Origin of the sequence: Streptomyces sp. NPDC006259, assembly GCF_042870975.1 — a bacterium.
Classification (GTDB): domain Bacteria; phylum Actinomycetota; class Actinomycetes; order Streptomycetales; family Streptomycetaceae; genus Streptomyces.
In genome coordinates, this window is sequence record NZ_JBIAHY010000004.1 from 122676 (window position 1) to 139059 (window position 16384).

Annotated in this window: 14 protein-coding genes; 5 read left to right on the forward strand and 9 right to left on the reverse strand. The window is 72.6% G+C overall.

Annotation, left to right across the window (positions count from 1 at the left end):
- Positions 1–426: 426 nt before the first annotated feature.
- Genes ACFYO5_RS17150 through ACFYO5_RS17160 form a run of 3 tightly spaced genes read left to right on the forward strand, consistent with a single transcriptional unit; the run spans position 427 to position 3671 of the window.
- Positions 427–1647 (forward strand): outer membrane lipoprotein carrier protein LolA, encoded by a 1221-nt coding sequence (locus tag ACFYO5_RS17150; RefSeq protein WP_388709434.1) that lies wholly within the window; start codon positions 427–429, stop codon positions 1645–1647.
- Positions 1648–1681: 34 nt separating this feature from the next.
- A complete protein-coding gene (locus tag ACFYO5_RS17155; protein ID WP_388709436.1) occupies positions 1682–2665 on the forward strand; it encodes an ABC transporter ATP-binding protein in 984 nt (327 codons plus the stop codon).
- Positions 2652–3671 carry an ABC transporter permease gene (locus ACFYO5_RS17160; RefSeq protein WP_388709438.1) on the forward strand — a complete coding sequence of 340 codons (1020 nt, stop codon included), beginning with the start codon at positions 2652–2654 and terminating at the stop codon, positions 3669–3671. Before ACFYO5_RS17155 ends, ACFYO5_RS17160 begins: the two co-directional genes overlap by 14 nt.
- A gap of 63 nt (positions 3672–3734) precedes the next feature.
- Here the strand turns inward: ACFYO5_RS17160 and ACFYO5_RS17165 are convergent, their stop codons facing one another.
- The 3 genes from ACFYO5_RS17165 to ACFYO5_RS17175 all read right to left on the reverse strand — a co-directional run bounded on the left by ACFYO5_RS17165 (position 3735) and on the right by ACFYO5_RS17175 (position 6335).
- Entirely contained in the window at positions 3735–4322 is a 588-nt protein-coding gene (locus ACFYO5_RS17165) for a flavodoxin family protein (protein WP_388709440.1), read from the reverse strand.
- Between the two features lie 298 nt (positions 4323–4620).
- The gene (locus ACFYO5_RS17170; protein WP_388709442.1) at positions 4621–5709 is read right to left on the reverse strand and encodes an amidase family protein; all 1089 of its coding nucleotides are present in this window, start codon (positions 5707–5709) and stop codon (positions 4621–4623) included.
- Positions 5710–5813: 104 nt separating this feature from the next.
- The gene (locus ACFYO5_RS17175; RefSeq protein ID WP_388709444.1) at positions 5814–6335 is read right to left on the reverse strand and encodes a hypothetical protein; all 522 of its coding nucleotides are present in this window, start codon (positions 6333–6335) and stop codon (positions 5814–5816) included.
- Between the two features lie 223 nt (positions 6336–6558).
- Between ACFYO5_RS17175 and ACFYO5_RS17180 the strand changes: the two genes are divergently transcribed.
- Complete coding sequence (locus ACFYO5_RS17180; RefSeq protein ID WP_388709446.1) at positions 6559–7971, forward strand: tetratricopeptide repeat protein; 1413 nt, start codon at positions 6559–6561, stop codon at positions 7969–7971.
- 173 nt (positions 7972–8144) lie between these two features.
- Here the strand turns inward: ACFYO5_RS17180 and ACFYO5_RS17185 are convergent, their stop codons facing one another.
- Both ACFYO5_RS17185 and ACFYO5_RS17190 read right to left on the reverse strand, forming a co-directional pair.
- The gene (locus ACFYO5_RS17185) at positions 8145–9098 is read right to left on the reverse strand and encodes a M28 family metallopeptidase (RefSeq protein ID WP_388709448.1); all 954 of its coding nucleotides are present in this window, start codon (positions 9096–9098) and stop codon (positions 8145–8147) included.
- Positions 9099–9288: 190 nt separating this feature from the next.
- Entirely contained in the window at positions 9289–9765 is a 477-nt protein-coding gene (locus ACFYO5_RS17190) for a VOC family protein (protein ID WP_356560384.1), read from the reverse strand.
- 198 nt (positions 9766–9963) lie between these two features.
- Between ACFYO5_RS17190 and ACFYO5_RS17195 the strand changes: the two genes are divergently transcribed.
- Entirely contained in the window at positions 9964–10539 is a 576-nt protein-coding gene (locus tag ACFYO5_RS17195; protein WP_356560481.1) for a CGNR zinc finger domain-containing protein, read from the forward strand.
- A gap of 444 nt (positions 10540–10983) precedes the next feature.
- Here ACFYO5_RS17195 and rarD read toward each other — a convergent pair whose 3' ends face one another.
- The 4 genes from rarD to ACFYO5_RS17215 all read right to left on the reverse strand — a co-directional run bounded on the left by rarD (position 10984) and on the right by ACFYO5_RS17215 (position 16291).
- Positions 10984–12018: an EamA family transporter RarD gene (gene rarD, locus ACFYO5_RS17200; RefSeq protein WP_388709450.1), complete on the reverse strand. Its 1035-nt coding sequence runs from the start codon at positions 12016–12018 to the stop codon at positions 10984–10986.
- Between the two features lie 161 nt (positions 12019–12179).
- Positions 12180–13034 (reverse strand): SDR family oxidoreductase, encoded by an 855-nt coding sequence (locus ACFYO5_RS17205; RefSeq protein WP_388709452.1) that lies wholly within the window; start codon positions 13032–13034, stop codon positions 12180–12182.
- A gap of 238 nt (positions 13035–13272) precedes the next feature.
- Positions 13273–14352, reverse strand: coding sequence for a 2-oxoacid:ferredoxin oxidoreductase subunit beta (locus ACFYO5_RS17210; protein ID WP_388709454.1), 1080 nt, complete (start codon positions 14350–14352; stop codon positions 13273–13275).
- Positions 14345–16291: a 2-oxoacid:acceptor oxidoreductase subunit alpha gene (locus ACFYO5_RS17215; protein ID WP_388709456.1), complete on the reverse strand. Its 1947-nt coding sequence runs from the start codon at positions 16289–16291 to the stop codon at positions 14345–14347. Before ACFYO5_RS17215 ends, ACFYO5_RS17210 begins: the two co-directional genes overlap by 8 nt.
- Between the last annotated feature and the right edge of the window lie 93 nt (positions 16292–16384).

Genomic DNA, 16384 nt, shown 5'->3' on the forward strand with positions numbered 1-16384 from the left:
GCTCTCCCACCCACCCGCCCGACTCGGTCAGTCCACACGTACGGGTTGAACCACCTCGGGGCTCCGCCCCGGACCCCGGCCGGGACTCCCGACTCGGGTCCGCTCGGTCCTGCCGCTCCGGCCCTCCCGGTCCGCTCCGGCTCTGCCGGTCCACCCCGACCACCCCGGCCCTCCCGGCCCATCCGTCCCCCCCGGTCCTTCCCCGGCCGCCACCCCTCCTCACCCTGACACCCCCCACCCCCACGTCATACCCCAGGCGTACGTCGAGTTGAGTCCTCGGGTTGACGTCAGGAGGTGGCTTGTTTGGTGAGATGGGAACCACGGAAATCACCACTCCTCACCGATTCGGGTGAGAATGGCGGCTCGGGCGGGGGACGTTGACCCGCACGACGACCGGCCGCCGCCGACGACGGAGGTAAGGCACACATGGCACCGTACGCATCCGACGACAGCACGCACGCCGAAGAGGCCGACGATCTGCGTGTCGGGCGGCGCAAGGCCGTGCGGTACATCGTTCCGGTCACCGTGGTGGGTGTCGCGGCGGCGACGATCGGGCTGGTCCCGGCGCTCGCCGACTCGGGCGACCCCGACCTGCCGAAGATCACCGCGCAGCAGCTCATCGAGAGGATCGCCGCGTCGGACGTACAGCAGCTGTCCGGCACGGTGAAGATCACCACGGACCTCGGCCTGCCCGACCTGGGCGGGCTGGAGAGCGGGCTCCTCTCGGGCGCCACCGGGGACACCGGGGGTGAGGACGGCGGGTCCTCCGCCGACCCCTCCGCCAAGCTCACCGAACTCGCCTCCGGCACGCACACCCTGCGCGTCGCCGCCGACGGCCCGGACAAGCAGAAGCTGTCGCTCCTGGAGAACGCCGCCGAGTACAGCCTGATCCACAACGGCAAGGACGTGTGGGGGTACGACAGCGCGTCCAACGAGGTCTACCACTCCACCGCGGAGGAGGGGAAGGACGCGGCCGAGCCCGTTCCCACCACACCCAAGGACCTCACCGACGAAGCGCTCAAGGCCGTCGACGACACCACGTCCGTGACCGTGGACGGCACCGTCCACGTGGCCGGCCGTGACGCCTACAAGCTGGTGGTCAAGCCGAAGCAGTCCGGCTCGACCGTGGGCGCGATCAGTGTGGCCGTGGACGCGAAGACGGGGCTGCCGCTCAAGTTCACGCTGACCCCGGCGAGCGGCGGAGCCGCCGTGGTCGACGCCGGCTTCACCCAGGTCACCTTCGCCAAGCCGGGCGCCTCCACCTTCGATTTCACCCCTCCCAAGGGGGCGAAGGTGACCGAGGGTGACGGTGCGGACGCCGCGACCGACGCACCCGTGCCGCCCAAGGGCGCGGAGAGGGGCTTCGGCAAGGATCTCGCCGGGCTCGACGTCCTCGGCGAGGGTTGGACCTCCGTCGCCACCTTCGACACCGGCGGCGAGGGCGTCCCCTCCTCCGGCGACCTCCCCGACGCGGGCGGTCTCGGCGGGTTCCTGGACTCCTTCGGCGACAAGGTCGACGGCAAGTTCGGCTCGGGCACCGTCTTCTCCACCCGCCTGGTCAACGCCCTGGTCACGGACGACGGCAAGCTCTACGTCGGCGCCGTCACCAAGGACGCTCTCGTGAAGGCGGCGAACGCGGGGCGGTAAGTACCCTGGCGTGGACCGACGATCGGGGGAGCCGATGGACGACGACGCGGCGGGGGCGGCCCTCGGGGCGCCGGGCGCGGTCGACGGGCACGCCGTCATCCACACCCGCGCCCTCACCAAGCGCTACCGCGGTGGACAGCTCGCCGTCGACGGCCTCGACCTGGCCGTCCCGGCGGGCAGCGTCTTCGGCTTCCTCGGCCCGAACGGCTCGGGCAAGACCACCACCATCCGCATGCTGATGGGCCTCATCGAACCCACCTCCGGCACGGCGCGGGTGCTGGGGCACCCCATGCCCCGCGCCGCCCGCGCCGTGCTGCCGCACGTCGGGGCCCTCATCGAGGGCCCCGCCCTCTACGGCTTCCTCTCCGGCCGCGACAACCTCCTGCGCTACGACGCCGCCGACCCGACCGCCGACCCGCGCACCCGGCGGACCCGCGTGGCCGAGGCGCTGGACCGGGTGGGTCTGACGGCCGCCGCCGCCAAGAAGGCGAAGGCCTACTCGCTGGGTATGAAGCAGCGGCTGGGTCTGGCCGCCGCCCTCCTCCAGCCCCGTCGGCTGCTGGTCCTGGACGAGCCGACCAACGGTCTCGACCCGCAGGGCATGCGCGAGATCCGGGTGCTCGTGCGGGAGCTGGCCGCGGACGGCACCACCGTCTTCCTCTCCTCCCACCTCCTCGACGAGATCGAGCAGGTCTGCACGCATGTGGCCGTCATGGCACGCGGGCGGCTCCTCACGCAGGGGCCGGTGTCCGACCTGGCGGCCCGGGCGCGCGGCCGGCTCGCCGTGACCACCCCGGACCCGGCGGACGCGGCCCGGGTGCTGAAGGAACAGGGCGTGACGGACGTCGTCGTCACCGAGGACCGGGTGACGGCCGAACCCGCCGACCGTGAACTCGCGGAGCTGAACGCGGCGTTGGTGGCGGCGGGCGTCCGCGTGCGCGGCTTCGGCGTGGAACGGGCCTCCCTGGAGGACGCGTTCGTCGCACTCACGGGGGAGGGCTTCGATGTCGCAGGGTGAGCACGCCGAGCACGCTGAGCAGGTCGAACAGGCCCAACAGGCCCAACAGGCCCAACAGGCCCAACAGGCCCAACAGACCGAAGAGGCCGAGTACGCCGAGTACGCCCATCGCACGGCGAAGGGCGTCGCACCCGCCGTCGGCGGCACCGCCCGGCCGGTGAGCCCGTTGTGGACCCTCGGTCTCTTCCGCAGTGAACTGACCATCACCCTGCGCCGCTGGCGGACCCTCGCCCTGCTGGGTGTGCTGGCCGCCGTGCCGGTGCTCGTCGGGATCGCCGTGAGGATCGAGACCGGCGACGGTTCGACGGCCGGTCGGCGGGGCGGCGGCGGCGAGGGGCCGGCGTTCATGGCCCAGATCACCAACAACGGCCTGTTCCTGGTGTTCACCGCGCTGGCCGCCACACTCCCGTTCTTCCTGCCGATGGCCGTCGGTGTCGTCGCGGGCGACGCGGTCGCCGGCGAGGCGAACTCCGGCACCCTGCGGTACCTCCTCGTCGCCCCCGCCGGCCGCACCCGCCTGCTCCTCGCCAAGTACGCGACCACGGTGACCTTCTGCCTGCTGGCCACCCTTGTCGTCGCGGTGTCGGCGCTGGCGATCGGTGCGCTGCTGTTCCCCCTCGGCGACCTCACGACCATCTCCGGCACCCGTATCTCGTTCGCCGACGGTCTGTGGCGGGCCCTGCTGATCGCCCTGGCCGTGACCGCCTCGCTGCTCGGCGTGGCAGCGCTCGGACTGTTCGTCTCCACCCTCACCAACAGCGGCATCGCGGCCATGGCCACGACCGTGGGGCTGCTCACCACCGTGCAGATCCTCGACCAGATCCCGCAGTTGCACGCGATCCAGCCCTACCTCTTCCCCCACTACTGGCTGTCCTTCGCCGACCTGATGCGCGAACCGGTCTACTGGGAGGCACTCCGGAAGAACCTCGCCCTACAGGCGGTGTACGTGGCCGTGTTCGGCTCGGCGGCCTGGGCGCGGTTCACGGCGAAGGACGTCACGGCCTGACGGCCCGTCCCCGCAGGCCGGCCGGTAGCCCGTCCTTGCGGTCGCTCGCGGTCGTACGCGCTGTCAGTCGGTCTCGAACGTGTAGCGGGCGAGGGGCGCGGGCTGCGCGAAGAAGGTCTTGGCCCGGGTCAGTGCCTGGGTGTCGTTCCGTACGTCACCGGGCTTGCTGCCGTTGCCGAGCAGTACGCCGCCGAACCGCATCTCCATGTACGCGGCCGAGTTCCTCAGCGCGCCGATCAGCGGCTCGGCCACCTCCTGCCGCTCCTCGGCGAGGGCGGTGACACCCCACAGGGTGCGTCCGGCGAGGGTGGTCTGGAAGTCGATGCCCGGGGTGCGCAGCCATCCCGACCAGTAGTCCAGGTAGCGCTTGGCCTGGCCGGACAGCGTGTACCAGTACAGCGGCGACGCGATCACGATGTCCGTCGCCGCGAGCGTGGCGTCGAGCAGCAGGGCCACGTCGCCCTCGGTGGGGCGGACGTGGTCGACGTCGTGGCGCAGGTCCTCGAAGTCGGGCAGCGGATGGTCGGCGAGGCTGATCCACTCCTGCTCGACGTCGGCGGGCAGCTGTTCGGCGGCCGCGCGGGCCAGCTGCTCCGTGTTGCCCTCGGGGCGACTGCTCCCCAGCACGAACAGGAAACGGCGGTTGCTCATGGTTCCCCCAATGGTCGGCGTGCGACTGTAGAGCGCACGTGCATTATATGCGCACGCAAGTACATGGCGCCAGGGGCCATGGCGAACCGGGGAGCCAGGGAGCCAGGGAGCCACGAGTCAGTGAGCGAGGGAGCCAGTGAGCCCGGCAGCTCGCCGTCCGGCAGCTCGCCGTCCGGCGGCCCGCCGTCCGGCAACCAGCGCAGCGCCGTCGGCAGCCAGGGCGGCCGGAGCCACGGCGGCCGGAGTCAAGGCGGCCGGAGTCAGGGCCGCCGGAGTGAGGTAGTCGGCCAGGGCGTCATCAGGGATTCCAGGTGACGCCGAGAATCCCCGCCCGCGCCTCTCCCGCCGCTGCCACGGCCAGCAGTGCCGCTTCCCGCCCGTGCGCCGCCACCACCTGGAGCCCCACCGGGCAGCCGTCCGCGCCGACGCCCGCCGGAATGCTGATCGCCGGATGCCCGCTCAGGTTGAACGCCCAGGTCAGCGCCGTCGAGTAGCGGTCCCCGGGGCCGTCGTGGCCGTGCGCCGCGTTAGGAGTCGTAGGCGTCAGCAACAGGTCCGCCCGGTCGAAGAAGGCGGCCAACCGACGGTCATTGGCCACCCGCACGCCTTGTACCCCCCGTGCCGCCGGGACGGCACCCGACCCGCGCAGCGCGAGCCAGGCGGGAGCGGGATCCTCCAGCCGCAACGGCGCCTCGGAGCGCAGGAGCCGTACGGCACCGGTCTCGGTGAGGCGGGCGACGGCGGCCCGCGCGAGGGCCAGGGGTTCCGGGTCGGGGCCGGCGAATCCGAGGTCGGGGGAGAAGACGGCGGTGAGCGGCCCGGCCGGTCCGGGCGCCTCCCCGGACAGCGCCGCCCAGTACGCCCCCGCGTCCGCCGCGTACCGCGCGAGGACGCCCGGTGCCGCGAGCCCCGTACGGTCCGGGGACGGGAAGCGGCCGTTGGTGACCTTCAGGCCGAGGACACCGCACCAGGCCGCCGGGACGCGCACCGAGCCCGCGCCGTCGCTGCCGGTCGCCAGCGGCACCAGGCCGGCCGCGACCGCCGCCGCCGAACCGGCCGAGGAGCCCCCCGGCGTGCGGTCGGCGCGCCAGGGATTGACGGTACGGCCGTGCGCGCCGAGTCCCCAGGTCTGCCAGGCGGTCCCGGACCCGGGCACGGCCGTCGCCCCCACCGGGACGCACCCGGCGGCCACCAGCGGCCCCGCCGTACGCAGCCCGTGCCGGCCCTTGACGCCGATCGGCACCCCGGCCAGCGGCAGCCACTCTCCGGCCGCCACCCCCGCGTCCACCTCGGCCGCCCGCCGCACCGCCGCGGCCTCCCACACCTCGGCGAACGCCCCCAGCGCGCGGTCCTCCCGCCGGATCCGCTCCAGCGCCGCGGCCACCACGTCGACGGCCCGCAGCCGCCCGTCCCGTACCGCGGCGGCGAGCCCGACGGCCGAGGCGGAGGGCGCCGGCGGAGGTTCTTCCCGCGGCTCGGAGGGAGCCGCGCTCAGCGCGTCCGCCGGGCGGCCGGGTCGGTGAGGCGCACCAGGGGTTCCGTCTCGCGCGGCGGGGCGGCCGACAGGTCACCCAGACGCCAGTCCTGCACCCACGGCACCCGGTACACGTCGATGACCGACTCGATCAGCCGCGCCCGCTGCGCGAGTGGGCGCGGCAGCCGTCCGGGCGCGTCCGCGACCAGCACGACCGCGTCCAGGTCGAGGCCCGCCGGGGCCTGCCCGAGCCGGAAGATCTCCAGGGTCCGGAGCACCGCATCCAGTCCGCCCGCATGGGTGCGCGCCACGAGCAGCACGGACGGCGGGTCGCCCGGACCCGGCCAGTCACGTCCGCAGTCGTGGCCCCCGTAGACCGCGGCGAGCGTGGAGACACCGGCCCCGCCGTGGGTGCCGAGCCAGGAGAAGCGCCGGGGGCCGGTCACCGCGGCGTACGGCCCCGGTGGCGGCTCCGGCGCGGGCACTGGACCGCGGATCCAGATCTCCGGCCCCGGCAGCCGCCCGTCCGTCGTCCGCATGCCCCGCACTCCTCGTCGTCGCCACCGCCCGCCCGCGCGGCCGGACCCACCGCCGGACCCACCGCCGGATCCCCGTGGCCGCGGGTCCTTGGAACGAGGCTGTGACGTCGCGGTGACGTGCGGACCGGGCGCGGCCGGAGAGACTCAACAGTACGTGTACGTGTGGGTGCACGGGTTATGAGCGCGACGTACGCGCACGGCGACGTGTCAGGGTGAGGAACCGATGTCTCGACTCAGCCGCGAGAAGAAGCGGGCACAGCAGTACGACGGGCGGCAGGCCGTCGCGGTGGCGCCGCTCGACGTGCAGGTCTCCGGGGGCGGGCCGGCGAGCATCGGCGGCGTTCCCGTCGTCGCCGCCGACGGGCAGGAACTCCAGCAGGCGGTCCTCGGCCACCTCCACCGCATCGCCCTCGCCACCGGCCACCCGGTACTCGCCACGGTCCACGACGAGCGCATCGGCTACGTCGTCCCGCTGCGCGTGGAGCCGGACGGTTCCAGCCACTTCGCGGGCGAGCCCCTGAGGGTGGCCCCCGGGGGGCAGCCGGGTGACCGGCAGTCGGCCCCGCCCACCGAGGGGCGCACACCGCTCACTCCCCTCGCCCCGCCCACCGAGGGGCGCACACACCTCACCTCCCCCCTCGCCCCGCCCTCGTCGGCCTCGCCGCCGTCCGAGGAGCACGCCCCGACCCGGCAGGACAAGCCCACACACTTCCTGCGCCGCGAGCCGGCGCAACCGCGGGACGGATTTCCGGGCGCGGCCGGGCCGGCGCAACCGCGGGACGGGATTCCGGGCGCGGCCGCCGCCCCGACGGGCGTGTTCGGCCCCCCGCCGGTGATGGACCGTACCCCCGAGGACGCCCGCCCGCACCCGGCCGCGGAGCCGGCCAACACCGCGCAGCCGTCCCCCGCCCCGGCCCTCAGCCCGGAACCCGACGGTTACCCCGACTCCCGGCCCAACCCCTTCCCCGCCCCGCACGCGCCCCTGCCCACTTCCCGCCCCGCTCCCCTCCGCACCCCTGATCCCGCCCTCCTGGCCTCCCCGGAGGTGGCGCTCGGGCTGGAGCCCGATCCCGAGCCCAGGCCGACCCCCGCCCGTGGCTTCGACGCGGTGGCGGAGGCCGTGCTCGGGGACGACCCGCGCTCGCTTCCCGGCGCCGACGGGGCGCCCGCGCTGCTGGGCGAGCCGATCTCGCGGATCAACGAGGCCGTGCGGGCGGGGCGTACGGACACGGCCGCGGCGCTCGCGGAGCGGACCGTGGCCGAGGCGTCGGCGACGCTGGGGCCGGAGCACCCCGAGGTGCTCCGGCTGCGCGAACTCGCCGCGTACATCGCCTACCTGGCCGGGGACCCGGTCCGCTCCTTCCACCTCTCGCTCGACCTGGCGGGCATCCACCGCGGCAACGGGGACGCGGAGGCCGCGTACGGCAACGTGCAGAGCGCGGCGACGGCCTGGCGTGCCGTGCGCGACCCCTTCCAGGGGCTGAACCTGGGTACCGAACTGCTCGGCCTGTGGGCCGAGTTGGTCACCGAGGGCGGCCCGGCCGCCGACGACGCCGAGGAGTGGGAGTCGGCGACCGCCCGGATGACCCGGCTGGCCGGACGGGCCCGCGACTCGGGCGCGCGCCCGCAGAGTTAGGCGCGCGCCCGCAGGGTTGGGGCGCGCCCGCAGGATCAGGGCACGACCCCCGGGGGGACAGGCATGTCGCCGATCCGATCCGACCCGATCCGACCCGATCCGACTCGACCCGACCCGATCGGATCCACCGACCGAGCCGGTCCCGCCCCCCTCGCCGACCTGCCCCGCCGGTCTTACTGCGACAGCGTCCACACCGCGTACGCGAGTGCGTCCGCGTTGCGGTTGAGGGCCGTGTCGTTGACGTTGGCGGTCGTGTCGCAGGAGGAGTGGTAGCAGCGGTCGAAGGCCTGCCCGGCCGTACCGCCCCACTTCGTGACCTGCGCCGCCGTCTTGGTGCGGCTCGCCCCGGTGAAGAGGCCACCGACCGGGACGCCCGCGCTCTTGAACGGCGCGTGGTCGGAGCGGCCGTCGCCCTCGGTCTCGATCTCCGTGGCGACACCGATGCCCGCGAAGTAGGTCTTGAAGGTCTGCTCGATGGTCGGGTCGTCGTCGTAGACGAAGTAGCCGGGGTTCGGCGAGCCGATCATGTCGAAGTTGAGGTAACCGCTGATCCGGGCGCGGTTCGTGGAGGACAGGTTGTTCACGTAGTAACGCGAGCCGACCAGGCCGAGTTCCTCCGCGCCCCACCAGGCGAATCTCAGGTGCTTGGTGGGGTGGTAGCCGGTGCGGGCGACGGTGAGGGCGGTCTCCAGGACGGCGGCGGAGCCGGTCCCGTTGTCGTTGATGCCGGCACCGGAGGTGACGCTGTCGAGGTGCGAGCCTGCCATCACGACCTGGTTGGTGTCGCCGCCGGGCCAGTCGGCGATCAGGTTGTAGCCGACCCGGCTGGACGCGGTGAACTGCTGGATCGTGGTGGTGAAGCCGGCGGCGTCGAGCTTGGCCTTCGCGTAGTCGAGGGAGGCCCGGTAGCCGGTGCGGCCGTGGGCTCGGTTGCCGCCGTTGGCGGTGGCGATGGACTGGAGCTGGGTCAGGTGAGCCTTGACGTCGGCCACCGGGATGTCGGGCGCGGCCGCGATCGCGACGGGCTCGGGGGCGGGCGCGGCGCCGGCTATGGATCCGGTGGCGAGGAGCGTGGCGGCCGCGACGACGGCGGTCGCCGTCGCCCGCCCGGAAACGGAGAGCTTCATGGTGGGGGGCTCCGAGTTCCAGAGGGGTTCCCCGCGGGTTGGCCACAGGGAACCCACAGTGAATGGGGTGCCTGGATGGTGAAGCTCTGGCCAACTCTCCGTCAAGAGCGCTATCAGGACAGGGAGTTCACATAACGGAGCCTTCGTCGGCCGGTCGCTTCGGAACCCCTTGTCACGGCCCGGACCGGGCTCAGTGCACGCAGAATTCGTTCCCCTCCGGGTCCGTCATCACCACCCATGCCCCAGACGGCTCCCTCACCTCCCGCAGCACGCCGGCCCCGAGTGCGGTGAGCCGCTCGACCTCCTCGTCCCGCAGTCCCGCACCGGGGTGCAGGTCGAGGTGGAGCCGGTTCTTGACCGTCTTCTCCTCCGGCACCCGCTGGAACAGCAGTCGCCGTCCCAGTCCGGTGCCGGAGTCCGCGTCGAAGGGGTCCGCGGGATGCCGTACGGCGATCAGGTCCCGGAAGGCCGGGCGGCCATGGTGCTCCACCGTCGCGGCACCGGGCAGGGCGCCGAGTCCCAGCAGGCGCTCGATGAGAGCGCTGTTGTCCTCGACCGTGTAGTGCAGTGCGGCGGCCCAGAAGTCCGCCTGGGAGTGGGGGTCGAGGGCGTCGACGACGAGCTTCCAGTGGACGGGCGTGGGTTCCGCTGTGGGTGTCTCGCTCATGTAACCAGTTATATTGGTTACATGAGCGAGCGCGCAACGGAAACGCCGGAGCATCCGGAGGCCTCAGCACATCCGGCGGCGCCGGCGGGTCCGGGGGCGTCCGCAGGTCTGGCGACGTCGGCGGATCCGGGGGCGTCGGCGCAGAGGGCGGTGTCGAGCGCCCCGGCGCCACCGGCCGGTCGTCCTCCCGGTGTCACGCTGGTCTCGCACGACGGCAAGCCCTACCGGTTCGATCCGGGCGCCCTCTGTCTGGAACTGCTGACCACCGGCGGCCCCGGCGCCCTCGCCCGCTACGAGGTGCTGCACCGGCCCGCCGACCTCATCGCCTGGACCACCCGCAGCCGACTGCCCGAAGGGCTGGAACTCGCTGTCTCAGAAGGCGAGTTGGCCCGAGCGAGGGAAGTGCGCGACGCCCTCTTCCTGCTCACCGCGGACCGGGCCCACGGCCGCCCGCAGCGGCCCGAGCACCTCGACGCCCTCAACGCGGCCGCGGCCGAGCCCCCGCTCGTCTCCCGCCTCGCCCCGGACGGCACCCGTGCCTGGGCACCCGGAGCCACCGGCACCCACCTGCTCTCGACCGTGGCCCGCGACGCGATCGACCTGTTCACCGGCCCGTACGCGCACCGCGTCCGTGAATGCGGGGCACACGACTGCCGGCTGCTCTTCGTCGACACCTCCCGCCCCGGCCGCCGCCGCTGGTGCGCGATGGAACACTGCGGCAACCGCGAGAAGGTGCGGGCACACCGGGCCCGAGGACGGCGCACGCCGAGCTGAGCGCCGCGGCCGGCGCGGCGGCGGCCCTCGCCCGCGGGGGAGGGGCGGCAGGTCAGGCCGACGAAAGTACCGCAACCGGCTCGGTCACCGGCTCGGTCACCCTCTGGGCCACCGGCTCGGGCGACGGTCTGCGGGGCCGTCTCGGCCACCGGCTCGGGCGATGCTCCGCGAGGCCGTGATGAGCTGGTCTCGGGGCGGTGATGAGCTGGTCCCCGGGGCCGTGGTGATCGGTCGCGCGCACGCGAGGGTCGGCTGCCCGGGTGCCCGTGGTGGTCGGTCGCGCCCACGCGGGAGCCGACCGGCCGCGGTGGTCGGCGCGCCCACGCGGCGGCCGGCTTCACCAGGACCGCCTCACCCCGGCCGCCCCCGGTACGCCCGCCCGCTCCCGCCCCGCCGCCGCGAACTCCGCGACGACGAAGACGACCACCACCGCCCCGCCGCTGTCTACGGCTTGGTGACGGGGGAGGCCTGCGGAGCGTCGTCGGCCGTGGACGGCACGTTCTCCGCCTTCCGCACCGCCGCCTCCGTGGCGCCGGGCACCCTGGTCTCGGCGGCGAGCAACCGGGCCGCGCGGGCCGTCCGGGCCGTCCGGTGCGAGGAGCGCCACGCGTCCCCGGTGAGCAGCACGAGCGCCAGCCAGACCAGCGCGAAACCGGCCCAGCGCTCGGGCGGCATGGCCTCGCCGAAGTAGACGACGCCGAGCAGGAACTGGAAGACCGGCGCCATGTACTGCAACAGGCCCAGGGTGGACAGCGGCACCCGGATCGCCGCCGCGCCGAAGCAGACCAGCGGGAGCGCGGTGACGATGCCGGTGGAGGCGAGAAGCGCGGAGTGTCCGGCACCCTCGCTGGTGAAGGTGGAGCCGCCGTGCGTGGACAGCCACAGCAGATAGCCGAGCGCGGGCAGGAACTGGATGGCGGTCTCGGCGGCGAGCGACTCGACCCCACCGAGGTCGACCTTCTTCTTCACCAGCCCGTAGACGGCGAAGGAGAAGGCCAGACAGAGCGAGATCCACGGCGGATGGCCGTATCCGATGGTCAGCACGAGGACGGCGGCGAGGCCGATGCCGACCGCGACCCACTGCACGGGCCGCAGCCGCTCCTTGAGGAGCAGGACGCCCATGGCGATGGTGACGAGCGGGTTGATGAAGTAACCGAGGGACGCCTCGACGACATGGCCGCTGTTCACCGCCCAGATGTAGACGCCCCAGTTGACGGTGATGACGGCGGCGGCCACGGTGACGAGCGCGAGCCGGCGCGGCTGGCGCACCAGCTCACCGGCCCACTTCCAGCGTCGTACGACGAGCAGCGCGGCGGCGACGAACGCGAGGGACCACACCATGCGGTGGGCGAGGATCTCCGCTGCGCCGGCGGGCTTCAGCAGCGGCCAGAAGAGTGGGACGAGGCCCCACATCCCGTAGGCGGCGAAGCCGTTCAGCAGGCCTGTCCGGCCCTCACCACCCTTGGACGTCCCGGTCACGGGCCCCTCCTTCTCACGACCTCACCATCGGTATGCGTGGACGAAGGTAACGCCGGACGCCCCCGCCTGTCATGCCCGTATCGCCATACGGTCATGACAGGCGGGGGTCGTCGATTCCGGATGCGGAGCGGGGAGTGCCGGCTCCGGTCGAGCGCGGCGGGTCAGCCCTTGAGCGCGGCCGCGATCGCCTCGGACATCGGGGTGGTCGGACGGCCGGCCAGCCGGGACAGGTCACCGGTGGAGACGACCAGCTCGCCCTTCTCGATCGACGCGTCCACGCCGGCCAGGATCGCGGCGAACGCCTCCGGCAGCCCCGCGCCGGTCAGGACGCCGACCAGGGCCTCGGTGGACACGGAGTGGTAGGCGATCTCCTTGCCGGTCTGCCGGCTCAGCTCGGCCGCGTACTCGGCGAAGCTCCACGCCTCGTCGCCGCCCAGCTCGTACGCCGTGTTCTCGTGCCCCTCGCCGGTCAGTACGGCGACCGCGGCGGCCGCGTAGTCGGCGCGGGAGGCGGAGGAGACGCGGCCCTCGCCGGCGGCGGCGACGACGGCGTTGTGCTCCAGCACCGGGCCGAGGTTCTCGGTGTAGTTCTCGTGGTACCAGCCGTTGCGCAGCAGGCTGTAGGGCAGACCCGAGGCGAGCAGGGCCTCCTCGGTGGCGCGGTGGTCGTCGGCCAGCGCGGCGCTCAGGCGGGCGGGCGCGCTGGTGTACGCCAGCAGGGCGACACCGGCCGCCTTCGCCGCGTCGATGACGACCTGGTGCTGGGCCGGGCGGCCCTTGTCCACCTCGCTGCCCGAGATCAGCAGGACCTTGTCGCCGGCGGCGAACACGCCGTCGAAGGTCTCGGGGGCGTTGTAGTCGGCGACGGCGAGCCTGACACCGCGCGCGGCGAGATCGGCGGCCTTGGCCTCGTCGCGCACGACGGCCGTGATCCCCTCCGCGGGGACCTTGCCCAGCAGCTGCTCCACGACGTGACGGCCGAGGTGTCCGGTGGCTCCGGTGACGACGATGCTCATGGTTCAGAACTCCTTGGGGGGTGCGGTGTGAAACTAACCCTAGGGGATGCGCTAACCATGGGAAAGTACCCACTTTGAAGTAAGGTACTGATGTCAAAGTAAGTGGAGGGCGGGCGCCGGCCACGCACAGAGGCCCGGAACCACGGCGGTTCCGGGCCTCATGTGACGCACTCACGCGTGCGGTGCGGTGCGTGTGCCTGTGCGTGCAGGTGTGCGTGTGGGGGAGCTGTCGGCGGCCTCAGCCGACGACGGTCCAGGTGTCCCCGCCCGCCAGCAGCGCCGCCAGGTCGCCCTTGCCGTGCCGTTCGATCGCCGCGTCCAGTTGGTCGGCCATCTGCGTGTCGTAGACCGGCCGCTCGACGGAGCGCAGGACGCCGATCGGCGTGTGGTGCAGGGTGTCCGGGTCGGCCAGCCGCGACAGCGCGAACGCGGTGGTCGGGGACGCGGAGTGCGCGTCGTGGACCAGGATGTCGGACTCGTTCTCCGCGGTCACCGTCACCACCTTCAGATCGCCGGTCGCACGGTCCCGCACGACCCCCCGGGAACGGTCGCCGCCGAACCGGATCGGCCGGCCGTGCTCCAGCCGGATCACCGCCTCGTCGGCCGACTCGCGGTCCTTCAGCGCGTCGAAGGCGCCGTCGTTGAAGATGTTGCAGTTCTGGTAGATCTCCACCAGCGCCGTGCCCGGATGGGCGGCGGCCTGACGCAGCACCTCCGTCAGATGCTTGCGGTCGGAGTCGATCGTGCGCGCCACGAACGACGCCTCCGCGCCCAGCGCCAGCGACACCGGGTTGAAGGGCGCGTCCAGCGAACCCATCGGCGTCGACTTGGTGATCTTGCCGACCTCGGAGGTGGGCGAGTACTGCCCCTTGGTCAGGCCGTAGATCCGGTTGTTGAACAGCAGGATCTTGAGGTTCACGTTGCGCCGCAGGGCGTGGATGAGGTGGTTGCCGCCGATGGACAGGGCGTCCCCGTCGCCGGTCACCACCCACACGCTCAGGTCCCGCCGGGAGGCCGCCAGCCCGGTGGCGATCGCGGGCGCCCGCCCGTGGATCGAATGCATCCCGTAGGTGTTCATGTAGTAGGGGAAGCGCGAGGAGCAGCCGATGCCCGAGACGAAGACGATGTTCTCCTTGGCCAGCCCCAGCTCCGGCATGAAGCCCTGGACGGCCGCCAGGATCGCGTAGTCACCGCAGCCGGGGCACCAGCGCACTTCCTGATCGGACTTGAAGTCCTTCATCGACTGGCGGCCCTCGGCCTTGGGGACGAGCGAGAGCGCCTCGACCGTGCCCGTGCCCTCCGTGGTCGTCTCAGCCATCGATGGCCTCCTTGAGCGCCGAGGCGAGCTGTTCCGCCTTGAACGGCATGCCGTTGACCTGGTTGTACGAGTGAGCGTCGACCAGATACCTCGCCCGGACCAAGGTCGCGAGCTGGCCGAGGTTCATCTCCGGGATCACCACCTTGTCGTACGCCCCCAGCACCCCTCCCAGGTTCTTCGGGAACGGGTTGAGATGCCGCAGATGGGCCTGCGCGATCGCCTCCCCGGCCGCCCGCAGTCGGCGTACGGCCGCGGTGACGGGTCCGTAGGTGGACCCCCAGCCCAGGACCAGGGTTCTCGCCCCGTGCGGGTCGTCCACCTCGACGTCCGGCACGTCGATGCCGTCGATCTTGGCCTGCCGGGTGCGGACCATGAAGTCGTGGTTGGCCGGATCGTAGGAGATGTTGCCGGTGCCGTCCTGCTTCTCGATCCCGCCGATACGGTGCTCCAGACCCGGCGTGCCCGGCACGGCCCACGGCCGGGCGAGGGTCTGCGGGTCCCGCTTGTACGGCCAGAACACCTCGGAGCCGTCCTCCAGGGTGTGGTTGGGGCCCTGCGCGAACCGGACGGCCAGATCCGGCAGTTCCTCCAGCTCGGGGATCCGCCAGGGCTCGGAACCGTTGGCGAGGTAGCCGTCGGACAGCAGCATCACCGGGGTCCGGTACGTCAGCGCGATCCGGGCCGCCTCCAGGGCCGCGTCGAAGCAGTCGGCGGGCGTGCGGGGCGCGACGATCGGGACCGGGGCCTCGCCGTTGCGCCCGAACATCGCCTGGAGCAGGTCCGCCTGCTCGGTCTTGGTCGGCAGACCGGTCGACGGCCCGCCGCGCTGGATGTCGACGACCAGCAGGGGCAGTTCCAGCGACACGGCCAGACCGATGGTCTCCGACTTCAGCGCCACGCCGGGGCCGGAGGTGGTGGTCACCGCCAGCGACCCGCCGAAGGCGGCCCCCAGCGCCGCGCCGATGCCCGCGATCTCGTCCTCGGCCTGGAAGGTGCGCACGCCGAAGTTCTTGTGCCTGCTCAGCTCGTGCAGGATGTCCGAGGCCGGCGTGATCGGGTACGAGCCGAGGAACAGCGGAAGATCGGCCTGCCGGGAGGCGGCGATCAGCCCGTACGACAGCGCCAGGTTCCCGGAGATGTTCCGGTAGGTGCCGACGGGGAACGTCTTCGCCGCCGGAGCGACCTCGTAGCTGACCGCGAAGTCCTCGGTCGTCTCACCGAAGTTCCAGCCCGCCCGGAACGCGGCGATGTTGGCGGCCGCGATGTCCGGCTTCTTCGCGAACTTCGACTTCAGGAACTTCTCGGTCCCCTCCGTCGGGCGGTGGTACATCCACGACAGGAGGCCGAGCGCGAACATGTTCTTGCTGCGCTCGGCCTCCTTGCGGGTGAGGTCGAAATCCTTGAGAGCCTCGACGGTCAGGGTGGTCAACGGGACCGGGTGGATCTGATAACCGTCGAGGGACCCGTCCTCCAGCGGCGAGGCCGCGTACCCCACCTTCTGCATCGCCCGTTTGCTGAACTCGTCCGTATTGACGATGATCTCCGCGCCACGCGGGACGTCGCCGATGTTGGCCTTCAGAGCCGCCGGATTCATCGCGACCAGCACATTGGGCGCGTCGCCCGGCGTCAGGATGTCGTGGTCGGCGAAGTGCAGCTGGAACGAGGACACGCCGGGAAGAGTGCCGGCGGGCGCGCGAATCTCGGCGGGGAAGTTCGGCAGGGTCGACAGGTCGTTGCCGAACGACGCCGTCTCCGAGGTGAAACGGTCACCGGTGAGTTGCATACCGTCACCCGAGTCCCCCGCGAACCTGATGATCACCCGGTCGAGACGGCGTACGTCCTTCGTCCCGCCCGGTTTGCGCTGCTCTCCCACGACGGCTTCGTCCGCTCCGTCGCTTCCGTCGGCCTGTTCCGCTGGGCTGCTGACCTGACTGGTCACTGAACTGGACCTCCCTCGAGGCGCTGTCCGGGGGAGAGGCCCTCCCGAGGGCCCTCCCTGGATCAACCCTACGTCCGTAAGGGTCGCCTTCCC